The organism is Burkholderia sp. 567, from assembly GCF_040545115.1.
GTDB lineage: Bacteria > Pseudomonadota > Gammaproteobacteria > Burkholderiales > Burkholderiaceae > Burkholderia > Burkholderia ambifaria.
In genome coordinates this window covers 60,223-72,053 of record NZ_JBEPLG010000011.1, presented here as the reverse complement: position 1 = coordinate 72,053, position 11,831 = coordinate 60,223, and the positions used below count along the sequence as shown (strand labels likewise).

The following is an 11,831-nucleotide window of genomic DNA, read 5'->3' as shown; positions in this document are numbered from 1 at the left end:
AAGTGAAGATCAATTGGAATCAGAAATGCCCGGTGAAGCGATAACGACTGCCCGGGTGCCACAAGTTCGCCACCGAGGCGACGACGCCCTGCGACCAGGTACGCCGATGTAAAACCAGACACGGCTCGACGTCGTCCATTCGCAGCTGCTCGCGCCGCTCGGGCGCCGGAGCCGCCGCTTCGATCCGGTACTCGACGCGCTGCAGCGGGGCCGCGCGCATCAGGTACAGGTTCGGCGTCGTGTTCGTGAAATCCTGCTCGGCATAATCCGGCGCGACCGCCGGATTCACCCATCGTTCTTCGAGCTGGACGGGTTCGTCATTCTCGAAGTGCAACACCTGCGAATAAAACAGCGTGGCGCGCACGGCCATCTGCATCTCGTCGGCGAGCGCCTCGTCGGCGCGGATCGTGTCGAGGCCGAGCACGCTGGCGCGGTACGCATGCCCGCGCGCGTCGACCTCTTCCGAAATGCTGCGGATCGCGACGAGCGTCGACTCGTACTTCGGCCGCGCGACGTAGGTGCCCGCGCCCTTCATGCGCGTGAGCACCTGCTCGGCCGTCAACTCGCGCAACGCGCGGTTGACGGTCATGCGCGCGACCTTGAACTCGCGGGCCAGTTCGTTCTCGGAGGGCACCTGGTCGCCCTCCGCCCACTCGCCGGCGTGAATGCGGCCCAGGATGAAATCCTTGATCTCCTGGTAGACCGGCGCGCTCATGGGCTTACTGTTCCGATGCGAACGAGAACGGCGCGACCTTCGCGAACGCGCGCTCGCTGACGAGCTTCGCGATCACCGCGATGTCCGGTGCGAAGTAGTGGTCGAGCTCGTAGTGCGCAACATGGCCGCGGATCGTTTCCATCACGGGCGCAAGCTTCGGGCTCGTGTGGTACGGCGCGCGCAGGTCGACGCCCTGCGCGGCGGCCAGCAGTTCGATCGCGAGGATGTACTTCGTGTTGTCCGCGATGTCGGCGAGCTTGCGCGCGGCGAACGTCGCCATCGACACGTGGTCTTCCTGGTTCGCCGAGGTCGGCAGCGAGTCGACCGATGCCGGGTGCGCGAGCGTCTTGTTTTCCGAGGCCAGCGCGGCAGCCGTCACGTGGGCGATCATGAAGCCCGAGTTCACGCCGCCGTCCTTCACGAGGAACGGGGGCAGGCCCGACAGCGTCGCGTCGATCAGCAGCGCGATGCGGCGCTCGGCCAGCGCGCCGATTTCCGCTGCGGCGAGCGCGAGGTTGTCGGCCGCGAATGCGACGGGTTCAGCGTGGAAGTTGCCGCCCGACAGCACTTCGCCGGTATCCGGGAAGATCAGCGGGTTGTCCGACACGGCGTTCGCTTCGATCAGCAGCACGTCGGCCGCGTGGCGCATCTGGTCCAGACACGCACCCATCACCTGCGGCTGGCAGCGCAGGCTGTACGGATCCTGCACCTTGTCGCAGTCGCGGTGCGACTGGTTGATCGGCGAGCCGTCGAGCAGGTCGCGGTACGCCGCGGCCGCGTCGATCTGGCCGCGATGGCCGCGCAGCTCGTGGATGCGTGCGTCGAACGGCTTCACCGAGCCGGCCGCCGCATCGACCGACAGTGCACCCGCGACGAGCGCGGTGCGGTACAGGTCTTCGATCGAGAACATGTTGTCGAGCGCCAGCGCCGTCGACGCCTGCGTGCCGTTCAGCAGCGCGAGGCCTTCCTTCGCCTGCAGCGTCAGCGGCGCGAGGCCCGCGACGCGCAGACCGTCCAGCGCGCTCGCGCGCTCGCCGCGGATGAACACTTCACCGACGCCGAGCAGCACGGCCGACATGTGCGCGAGCGGTGCGAGGTCGCCCGATGCGCCGACCGAGCCCTTCACCGGGATCAGCGGCAGCACGTCGGCGTTGAACAGCGTGATCAGCGCATCCATCACCTCGCGGCGGATGCCCGAGTGGCCGCGGCCGAGGCTCGACAGCTTCAGCGCCATCAGCAGGCGCACCGACGAGCGCGCCATCGGCTCGCCCACGCCGACCGCGTGCGACAGCACCAGGTTCTTCTGCAGCAGCTCGAGCTGGTCGTGCGGGATGTGCGTGCTGGCCAGGCGGCCGAAGCCCGTGTTGATACCGTATGCCGGCTCGCCCTTCGCCGCGATGTCGGCGACGGCCTTCGCGCCGGCGTCGATCTTCGCGAAGCTCGCCGGATCGAGCGTGAGCTGCACGGATTCGCGAGCGATCTTGCGCAGTTGCGGAAGGGTCAGGTGGCCGGGGGTCAACGTAATCATGTGAGCAATCCTGTCTAGACAAGTTCGGGATGGATTGCAGTGTAGCCATCGGAACTTGTCTAGACAACCCCGTTTTTAATGATTTCGACTCGGGAGTTTCCCTGATGTCGGGCGCGCCCCGCGGGAGTAGCCGGCCAGGCCCGTGAATTAACATATGTTGCAATTATTTTGTTTTTGGCAACATACGGATCCGCACCTTCCCGCCATCCGCATTCGGAGACCTGCCATGACCATCCCGCCCCGGTTGACCGCCCTTTTCGGCCGCAGCCTGCTCGTCGTCGCCTGCGCGCTCGCGTGCGGCGCGTCGCTCGCCGCCCAGCCGCTGTCCGGCACGCTCGAGAAGATCCGGCAGACCGGCCTGATCTCGATCGGCCACAGCGAAACGTCGGTGCCGTTCTCCTATGTCGACGCGAGCGGCAAGGTGATCGGCTTCTCGCAGGACCTGTGCGATCGCGTGATCGCCGCCGTGAAGGTGCGCACCGGCAAGCCCGACCTGCAGGTGCGCTTCATCCCGGTCACGTCGCAGAACCGCATCCCGCTCGTGCAGAACGGCACCGTCGATCTCGAATGCGGGGTGACCACCAACCTCGCCGCGCGCCACGCGCAGGTCGCGTTCTCGACCACCTTCTTCGTCGCGACGACGCGCCTGCTCACGCGCACGAGCTCGGGCATCCGCGACTTCCCCGATCTCGCCGGCAAGACGGTCGTGACGAACCAGGGCACGACGTCCGAACGCCTGCTGCGCAAGATGAACGAGGAAAAGAAGCTGAACATGCAGATCATCAGCGCGAAGGATTACGGCGAAGGACGCCTCACGCTCGAATCGGGCCGCGCGGCCGCCTACATGATGGACGACGTGCTGCTCGCCGGCGTGCGCCAGCTCGCGGCGAAACCGGCCGACTGGGCGATCGTCGGCACGCCGCAGTCGTCGGAAGCGTACGGGTTCATGCTGCGCAAGGACGATCCGCAGTTCAAGGCGCTCGTCGACGGCGTGCTCGTGCAGTTGATGAAGAGCGGCGAGATCAATGCGCTGTACGACAAGTGGTTCATGAAGCCGGTGCCGCCGAAGGGGCTCGCGTTCGACTTCCCGATGAGCGACGTGATCAGGACGCGCTACGCGGCGCCGAACGACGCGCCGCTCGAGTGAGCATCGCGCGGTGACATCGGCTCATGCGCGCGTCCACGCGACGCACGCCGCGTAGCCGGGCGCCGCGTCGAGCCAGCGCGCGTCGAACGCGTCCACGCCGGCCGCCGGCGCGGCCGGCTCGATGATCGTCGTCGCAGGCGTCGCCGCATCGCGCGGCGGCACGACGGCGAACGCGCGCAGCCCACCGCCGATGCCGATGCCGAGCGCCTTGAGCAGCGCCTCCTTCGCGGACCACACGCGCATGAATGCGTCGGCACGCGCGCCGGGCGGCAGGCCGTCGAGATACGCGGCTTCGGCGGCCGCGCACACTTCGGCCGTGAGCGCGCGCCAGTCGGTTGTGCGGTTGCAGCTTTCGATATCGACGCCGACGCGCCCCGTCCCTGCCCATGCGATGAGCGCGTGATCGCCCGCGTGCGACACGTTGAAATCGAGCGATGCGCGATGCGCGGGATCCAGCGACGGCCGCCCCGTTGCATCGACGACGATCGCGATATCGTTCGGCGCGATGTCGAGCGCCGCGCCGAGCACGTCGCGCAGCGCGGCGCGCGTCGCGGCGCTACGCACCGCATCCTCGTGTCGGAGATAGCGCGCGGCACGCGCGCGCTCGGCGTCGCTCAATGCCGCATAGGCGGGCGACGCGAGCGGCACGCGCCAGTCGAAATCGATGCGCGCAACCTGCACGCCGGCACGCGACGCGGCAGGCGGCAGGTCGAGCAGGTGCACGCGCCATGCGCGCGACAGGTCGGCGGAAATCTCGGAATCGGGCGGAACGGACATCGGCACGCAGCAGGCAGTCGAATCAAACGTCCGATGTTAATCGATCGCGTGGCACGCGGATCGATGTGTCGCGACGGGCATCGTCGGCAGCGGCAGCCGGCGCGGCCGCCTGATCGACGCAACGGCTTGGTTGCAGGCGCGGTCAGCCTTGCGCGACGGCACCCGGGACGCCGCTTTCCGCCCGCCGCGCACGCTGCGCCGGATGGCGCGCGTGGACGTGGCCCGGCGCATCGGCTGGCAGCGCGCCGTGCTGCAGCCAGTACAACGCGACGGGCCACAGCGTGTCGGTGAAGCGGCTGTGGAAGAACGCGAAGTGGCCAATCGCATCGACGCCGATGTCGCGCGGCGCGATCCGCAGATGCGTGACGTCGCTGCCCGTGTAGTAGCCGGCCAGCCGTTCGATCGCGGCGATCGTGCCGAAGCCGTCGTCTTCGAGGCCGATCGCCAGCATCGGCGCCGACAGCCGCGCGAAGCGGGCCGGCAACGCGGCGCGGCTCGCCGCGGTTTCGGCGAGCGGGCCGTGCGTGTACGCATCCTCGAAGCGCGGTTGCGCGCGCACCCACGACAGCGCGACGCCGCGCGGCGTGTCTTCCATCCAGCCGAGCCGTTTCGCGGGGACATAGCCGAACACGGCCGCGAGCGCCGGCATCGCGACGTGCCACTTCAACCACATGCGCCGCCGCTCTTGCGGCCGATAGTCGCGCCAGTACGCATACTGCGCGCCGACGGTCACCACATGACGCACGCACGCGTTCGACGCCGCGAGCCCGAGCACGCAGCCGCCGATGCTGTGCGCGACGACGTCGAGCGGCTGGCCCGCAAACGCGTCGCGCGCGTACTGCAGTGCGGCCTCGCAATCGAGCCGCCCCCAGTCGAGCCAGTTCGCGCGCAGCGTCGCGAGCCGCGCGGGGCGCGATCCGCCGATGCCGCGATAGTCGTAGACGAGCACGTCGCGCCCCTGCGCGAACAGCCACGCGGCGAATCGGAAGTAATAGTCGCAGCGCACCGACGTCGCGCAATTGATGACCGTCACGGGCCGCGGGGTGCCACCGCCGCCGCCGCGATGGCGCCACACGTAGCCGCGCAACGCGTAGCCGTCGGCCGCGGTCAGCGTCACGGGCTGCGGCGGCAATGCGTCCGCCGCTCGCGCGGGCGCTTGCTCGGCCGCGCGAGCCGTCCCGCCTGCTTCGTTCGAAATCGTCATCCTGTCTCCTGTGCGGCATCACCCGAGCCGGCGCCTGCCCGTCGGCCAGCCTCCATTGAACTTGACGCGCCCGGCGTTCTCAACCAATCTTGCTGCTCCGTTCGCATGAGCCCTACGCATGTCAACGCCGCTCGTCCGTCTCCCGTCGCTGGATCTCGTGCGCGGCTTCGTCGCCGTCGGCCGGCGCATGAGCATCACGCTCGCCGCGCAGGACTTGTGCGTCACGCAGTCGGCCGTCAGCCGCCAGGTGCATGCGCTCGAAGCGCATCTCGGCGTCGCGCTGCTGCAGCGCGGCTATCGGAAAATCGCGTTCACGCCCGAAGGCGAGCGGCTGTTCCGCGCCGCGGATGCGGCGCTGCTCAGCCTGCAGGACACCGTCGCGTCGCTCGCCGCCGCGCGCGAGCGCCAGCCCGTCACGATTACCGCGAGCATCGGCGTGACCGCCTTGTGGCTGCTGCCGCGACTCGGACGCCTGCAGGCGCGCCTGCCCGAGGTCGACTTGCGCGTCGCCGCGAACGACAAGGTACTCGATTTGCGCGCGGAAGGCATCGACCTCGGGATCCGCTACTGCCCGCGCGAGCGCGCGCCGGCTGGCGCGGTGCGGCTGTTCGACGAGATCGTCGTGCCGGTCGCGCACCCCGCGCTGGCCGCCCGGCCCGTCACCGACGCGGCCGCGATCGCGGACCACGTGCTGCTCGAATTCGACGGGCCGCCGCAAACGCAGCTGCAATGGCGTGCGCACCTGCACGCGGCCGGGCTCGGCGACGCGCGCCCCAAGGGCGTGCTGCGCTTCAACCAGTACGACCAGGTGATCCACGCGGCGATCGCCGGCCAGGGCGTCGCGCTCGGACGGCTCGCGCTCGTCGCGCCGATGCTCGCCGACGGCCGGCTCGCGGTGCTCGGCCCGCGCTCGCAGGCGGCGTCGGATGCCTATGGCTACTGGCTGTTCCGGCACGATCCGGCACCGCGCCGCGAAGTCGCCGACGTGCGCGACTGGATTCTCGCCGAAGCGGCCGAGTGCGACGCGGCGATGCGCGCGTACGACGTGGAGCAGCGGTAGCCGCGCGCGATTTTTCGCGTTGAGCCGATGCCGGTGCCTGCGCGCAGCGGCGATCGTTGCGCGACGGATCGCGCCACTGCAGACGATGGACCGACGACGTAACAGTGCATCGGCCACGTGTCACGCCGGGAGCCTGCGCGGCAGCGACTCCGCGCACCCGGCCCGCGCCGCCGTCCTCGCCCTTCTCGCCCTTCTCCCCCTTCTCCCCTTCTCCCCCTTCTCCCCCTTCTCACCCTTCTCACCCTTCTCACCCTTCTCACCCTTCTCACCCTTCTCGCCGTTCTCGCCCCCTCGCCCCCTCACCCTTCTCGCCGACATCCCTCCCGACCTCACGTCGCATTCCCTGCACGCATGCGAACCCGACCGAATGATCGCTTGAGCGACACCGCGACCGGATCGTCTAATCGGATCGAACGCGGCCGTCGCGCCGCACGCATTCATCCGGAGACATGCATGACCCCGATCGAACGAGACGCCCGGCGGCGCTGGCTGCCGGTACTCGCAGGCGGCCTGATCATGGGCGCCGCACTCGGCATCCGCCACGTGCAGGGATTGTTCCTCGCGCCGGTCACGCTCGACCACGGCTGGTCGCGCGAAGCGTTCGGTCTCGCGCTCGCGCTGCAGAACCTGGTCTGGGGCATCGCGCAGCCGTTGACCGGGATGATCGCCGACCGCTTCGGGTCGGTGCGCGTGATCGTCGCCGGCATGCTGCTGTACGCGGCCGGGCTCGTCACGATGGCGCTGGCGGCGTCGATCGGCGTGTTCACGGCCGGTGCGGGGCTCGTGATCGGCATCGCGCTGTCGGGGTCGGCGTTCGCGTCGATCTACGGCGCGTTGAGCCGGCTGTTTCCGCCCGACCGGCGCGGCTGGGCGCTCGGCGTCGCCGGCGCGATCGGCGGGCTCGGCCAGTTCTGCATGGTGCCGGTCGCGCAGGTCCTGATCGGCGGCATCGGCTGGCAGCATGCATTCGTCGCGCTCGCGCTCGTCGCCGCGCTGCTCGCGCCGCTCGCCGCGTTGGTGCGCGACCGGCCCGCGCAGGCCGCGAGCCGTGCCGACGGCACCGACCAGTCGATCGCGGCGGCCGTGCGCGAAGCGTTCGCGCACCGCGGCTTCTGGCTGCTGAACGCCGGGTTCTTCGCATGCGGGTTCCAGCTCGCGTTCATCGCGACCCACCTGCCGGCCTACCTGCTCGATCATGGGTTGGCCGCGCGCCATGCCAGCGTCGCGCTCGCGCTGATCGCGCTGACCAACGTGGCCGGCACCTACGCGTGCGGTCATCTCGGCGGCCTGCTGCGGCGCAAGTACGTGCTGTCCGTGCTGTACCTCGTGCGCGCGCTGGCGATGGCCGCGTTCGTTGCCGCGCCGTTGTCACCCGTGAGCGTCTACGTGTTCGCGGCCGTGATGGGCTTCACGTGGCTCGGCACGGTGCCGCTGACCAACGGCGTGATCTCACAGGTGTTCGGTGTGCGCTACATCGCGACGCTGTTCGGCTTCGTGTTCTTCGGGCACCAGCTCGGCAGCTTCTTCGGCGTGTGGCTCGGCGCGCTCGTGTACGACGCGACGCATTCGTACCTGCCGCTATGGATCGGCTCGATCGCGCTCGGCGTGCTGGCCGCGCTGCTGCACCTGCCGATCGACGACGCGCGCATCGCGCGCCCCGGCTCGGCCAAGGCCGCATGGGCATGATCCGTGCGGCGCTGGCCGCCGGCGTGCTTGCGTTCGTCGCGTGGTGCGGCGCGACCTACTTCGATTCGGGCATCGCGCTCGCGCTGCTCGAGCACGCGGCGTTCTGCAACTGACGCGGCAAGTTACACCGCGCGCGAACGGCCGGCGGCACCCGGCTTCGGCAACGTGGCCAGCGCATCGAGCGCACGACGGCGCGCGCCGTCGTGATCGACGATCGGCGCCGGATAGTCGAGCCCGAGCCGCACGCCGGCCGCCGCCAACTGCGCCGCGGATGCCTCCCACGGCGCGTGGATCGCCGCCGCGTCGAGGCCCGCGAGTTCCGGCACCCAGCGGCGCACGTACTCACCCTGCGGGTCGAACTTGCGGCCCTGCGTCACCGGATTGAAGATGCGGAAATACGGCGCGGCGTCGGCCCCGCAGCCAGCCACCCATTGCCAGTTCGCCGGGTTGTTCGCGGCGTCCGCATCGACGAGCGTGTCGTGGAACCAGCGCTCGCCCGCCCGCCAGTCGATCAGCAGATGCTTGACGAGGAACGACGCGACGACCATCCGCACGCGGTTGTGCATCCAGCCGGTCGTCCACAGCTCGCGCATTCCCGCGTCGACGAGCGGATAGCCGGTCAGGCCGCGCTGCCACGCGCGCAGCGCAGCGGGATCGTCGCGCCACGGCATCGCGTCGAACTGCGCGCGGAAGTTGTCGGTCGCGAGCGCCGGGAAGTGATACAGCAGCACGTGGCTGAATTCGCGCCAGCCGAGCTCGCTGAGGAATTTCTCGGCGCTGGCCGCGCACGCCGCGCCGCCCGCCTGTGCCGCACCCTGCACCGCATGCCACACCTGTCGCGGCGACACGTTGCCGAAGCGCAGGAACGGCGACAGCCGGCTCGTCGCGGGCTCGCCGGGTCGATCGCGTGTGTCGGCGTAGCCGGCCAGCGACGCGTGCACGAACGCGTCGAGCCGCGCATGCGCGCCGGCTTCGTCGGGTGCCGGCCACGCGTCGCGCAGACCGCCCGCCCAGTCCGGCGCGTGCGGGCGCAACGCGAGTGTGTCGAGCGCCAGCGCGCGTTCGCGCACGGCGGCCGGCCACGGATGAAACGCGATCCGCTCCGGTTCGGGCAGCGGCGCCGTCACCGTGCGATCGCGCCGCACCGCGCGCCAGTATGCGGTGAACACCTGGAACGGCGTACCGGCGCCCGTCATCACTTCCCACGGTTCGTTCAGCAGGCTGCCGTTGCTACTCTCGACCTCGAGACCGCGCGCCTTCAGCGTCGCCTTCAACGCCGCATCGGCATCGCGCTGCGGCTGCGCGTAGCGGCGGTTCCAGTACACGGCCGCCGCGCCCGTGTCGTGCACGACGCGCTCGATCTCACGCTGCGCATCGCCGCGCAACAGCAGCAGGCGTCCGCCATGACGCGCGAGCGCCGCGTCGAGTGCGGCGAGCGAGCCGTGCAGCCACCAGCGCGCCGCGCCGCCGAGCGCACGTCCCGCACCCTCGCCCGTGTCGTCGACATACACGCACACGAGCGGCCGGCCCGACGCGACTGCGCGCGTCAGCGCGGGCTGGTCGGTCACGCGCAGATCGTCGCGGAACCACACGACGGCAGGAGCAACGGACGACTTGGCTGACACGGGCACCTCGCGGCAGGAAACGGAAAAGTGATGCGTATTGTCGCGGCAGGCTCGCGCGATGTCGACGCTCGCCACGCAGCGGCGCGTGCGCGCGCATCGGGTGCCGACGCCGGATCGCCGGATCGCCGGCCCGGTGAAACGCCTTAGTCCATTCCGACGATTCTTCGTCGAGGTTCACGCGTGACGCGATCGACTCGCGCGTGCCGGGCTCGCCGACGCAACCGGCCGGAGCGGCGCCACGCGCGCGGCGCACGGGCCGCGGCTCAGTCCAGCCGGAACGCCGCTTCGAACCGCTCGGCGAACGCGTCGAACTCGGCTTCCGGCAGATGATTGATGCCACCCGCGCGCTTGCGTCCGCCGCCGGTCGGGAAACCGCGGCAGAACTCGTCCGCGCAAAGCGGCCTGCCGTCGGGCACACGTACGCTGACCACGAACCCGCCTTGCGCACGCGGCGACAGCACCGCGAGCGCCGCATGCGGCGCATTGCGCATCCGTTCGTTCGCAAGCATCCCCGACACGCGCCGCGCCCACGGTTGATCCGGCATCCTGATCAGCGTCGCGCCCGGAACGTCGCGCAGCGGCACGAGCGCGCATGCCCGCGCCATGTCGTCGCGATAGCCGTCGCGCAGCGCGGCGAACACCGGCGTGTCGCGCACGAAGTCGAGCGGATCGGCGCACGGCAGCATCGCATCGGCCAGCACCGCCGGATCGAAATGCAGGTCGCCGACGCAGTCGCCGTATGCGTTGTAGTTCAGGTAGAGCCCGAGCTCGGCCAGCGTGCAGCGCTCGGCTTCATCGATTCCGTATTCGCGGGCGAGCGCGTCGCCGAGCGCCGGCAGTTCGTCGCCGAACGCCGCGACGATCGCCCAGCGCACGTGCCGCCCGCCGAGATAGCGGTTCACGAGCGCGCTCGTGCAGATGTCGGCGGCCGTGTCGATATACGCATCGAAACGCGGATCGCCGGGCAACGCGCCCGCGAAGTGATGATCGAAGTAGCGAACCACCGCGCCGTCGCGCAGCAGCCGCGCGCATGCGTCGCGGTTCTGGTCGTGCGACACGTCGAGCACGGTCACGCGATCGCCGGCCCGCGCGTCGATTCGCTCGAGCAGCTTGATGTCGCGCTTCACGCCGGTCACGAGCGTGCCGCCCGCGCCCTCCGCGAGCCGCAGCTGCTGCAGCGCGCAGAGGCCGTCCGCGTCGCCGTTGAACGCGAAGAAATGCCGTGCCTGTCGAGTTTCCTGCATGATTCGCTGCTCCCTCCTCAGGGCATGAAATCGCCGCCGTTCGCATCCAGCGTCGCGCCGGTCACCGCGTTCGCGTAATCCGACGCAAGGAACAGCGCCGCGCGCGCGCAGTCGTCGTCGGTCGGCAGCTTCGCGAGCGCGATGTTCGACGCGATCGGCGCGATGATCTCCGCCTCCGTCATCCCGTACTCGGCTGCCGCTTGCCGGAAATACGTCTGCGTCGGCACGCTCCACATCCACCCCATGTGGATGCTGTTCGCGCGGATCCCGTGCACGCCGAGCTCGCGCGCCAGATATTTTGCCGCAACCGCGAGCGCCCCCTTCGATACAGCGTAGCCCGATTCCCCTGCAAATGGCTTGCGCGTCGCCTGCGTGTTGATCATCACGATCGCGCCGCGCTTCTGCAGCTTCATGTGCGGCACGATTTCCTGCGTGAGCGTCATCGTTGCCGAACACGTTGGTGTCGAACACCGCGCGCCAGCCGTCGAGATCGGCGTCCTCGACGGCCTCCGGAAACGTGCCGTGCACGAACGCGCTGTTCACGAGCGCGTCGATTCCGGCCGAAGCGCTCGATCGCCTGCGGCGCGAGCTGCCGGCATTACGCGCGCTCGGCGATGGCGGTACGCCACCTTCAGCACGTCGCATGAGACGCCGCCAGTGGTCAGCCGGCGCTCGCCATCCCACGTCATACGTCATCAGATGTGGTCGAACGGAGCGGCATCCTCGTGATATTCCCCAATATTTGGGCGTATTCCGGTTAAACCCGCGACGCCACGCCCGGAGCTCCGGCGTACCATGTCATACGACGACATACTACTTAAACCACCATCCCGACGCCGACGCGG

The 11,831-nt window shown here is 69.7% G+C and carries 12 protein-coding genes; 5 read left to right on the top strand and 7 right to left on the bottom strand.

Annotation, left to right across the window (positions count from 1 at the left end):
- Positions 1-19: 19 nt before the first annotated feature.
- Positions 20-715 (bottom strand): histidine utilization transcriptional repressor HutC, encoded by a 696-nt coding sequence (gene hutC / locus ABIC50_RS27570; RefSeq protein WP_011657419.1) that lies wholly within the window; start codon positions 713-715, stop codon positions 20-22.
- Between the two features lie 4 nt (positions 716-719).
- Positions 720-2,243, bottom strand: coding sequence for a histidine ammonia-lyase (gene hutH, locus ABIC50_RS27565; protein WP_011657420.1), 1,524 nt, complete (start codon positions 2,241-2,243; stop codon positions 720-722).
- A 226-nt stretch (positions 2,244-2,469) separates the two neighbouring features.
- Between hutH and ABIC50_RS27560 the strand changes: the two genes are divergently transcribed.
- Positions 2,470-3,390 carry a glutamate/aspartate ABC transporter substrate-binding protein gene (locus ABIC50_RS27560; RefSeq protein WP_354168086.1) on the top strand — a complete coding sequence of 307 codons (921 nt, stop codon included), beginning with the start codon at positions 2,470-2,472 and terminating at the stop codon, positions 3,388-3,390.
- 21 nt (positions 3,391-3,411) lie between these two features.
- On the opposite strand, the gene ABIC50_RS27555 is transcribed toward ABIC50_RS27560, so the two are convergent.
- Positions 3,412-4,167, bottom strand: a complete 756-nt coding sequence (locus ABIC50_RS27555) for a 4'-phosphopantetheinyl transferase family protein (protein ID WP_354168084.1) — start codon at positions 4,165-4,167, stop codon at positions 3,412-3,414.
- A 142-nt stretch (positions 4,168-4,309) separates the two neighbouring features.
- Positions 4,310-5,371: an alpha/beta hydrolase family protein gene (locus ABIC50_RS27550; RefSeq protein ID WP_354168082.1), complete on the bottom strand. Its 1,062-nt coding sequence runs from the start codon at positions 5,369-5,371 to the stop codon at positions 4,310-4,312.
- A gap of 118 nt (positions 5,372-5,489) precedes the next feature.
- Between ABIC50_RS27550 and ABIC50_RS27545 the strand changes: the two genes are divergently transcribed.
- The 3 genes from ABIC50_RS27545 to ABIC50_RS27535 all read left to right on the top strand — a co-directional run bounded on the left by ABIC50_RS27545 (position 5,490) and on the right by ABIC50_RS27535 (position 8,230).
- Positions 5,490-6,431 (top strand): LysR substrate-binding domain-containing protein, encoded by a 942-nt coding sequence (locus ABIC50_RS27545; protein ID WP_354168081.1) that lies wholly within the window; start codon positions 5,490-5,492, stop codon positions 6,429-6,431.
- A 453-nt stretch (positions 6,432-6,884) separates the two neighbouring features.
- Complete coding sequence (locus ABIC50_RS27540) at positions 6,885-8,117, top strand: MFS transporter (protein WP_354168079.1); 1,233 nt, start codon at positions 6,885-6,887, stop codon at positions 8,115-8,117.
- Positions 8,108-8,230, top strand: coding sequence for a hypothetical protein (locus ABIC50_RS27535; protein ID WP_258169235.1), 123 nt, complete (start codon positions 8,108-8,110; stop codon positions 8,228-8,230). The genes ABIC50_RS27540 and ABIC50_RS27535 overlap by 10 nt, the downstream gene beginning before the upstream one ends.
- 9 nt (positions 8,231-8,239) lie before the next feature.
- Here the strand turns inward: ABIC50_RS27535 and ABIC50_RS27530 are convergent, their stop codons facing one another.
- Positions 8,240-9,742 (bottom strand): cryptochrome/photolyase family protein, encoded by a 1,503-nt coding sequence (locus ABIC50_RS27530; protein WP_354168077.1) that lies wholly within the window; start codon positions 9,740-9,742, stop codon positions 8,240-8,242.
- Between the two features lie 58 nt (positions 9,743-9,800).
- Between ABIC50_RS27530 and ABIC50_RS27525 the strand changes: the two genes are divergently transcribed.
- A complete protein-coding gene (locus ABIC50_RS27525; RefSeq protein WP_279608373.1) occupies positions 9,801-9,926 on the top strand; it encodes a hypothetical protein in 126 nt (41 codons plus the stop codon).
- Positions 9,927-10,005: 79 nt separating this feature from the next.
- Here the strand turns inward: ABIC50_RS27525 and ABIC50_RS27520 are convergent, their stop codons facing one another.
- Positions 10,006-10,986, bottom strand: a complete 981-nt coding sequence (locus ABIC50_RS27520) for an acetyltransferase (RefSeq protein WP_175696814.1) — start codon at positions 10,984-10,986, stop codon at positions 10,006-10,008.
- A gap of 17 nt (positions 10,987-11,003) precedes the next feature.
- Positions 11,004-11,429: an SDR family oxidoreductase gene (locus ABIC50_RS27515; RefSeq protein WP_354168075.1), complete on the bottom strand. Its 426-nt coding sequence runs from the start codon at positions 11,427-11,429 to the stop codon at positions 11,004-11,006.
- Between the last annotated feature and the right edge of the window lie 402 nt (positions 11,430-11,831).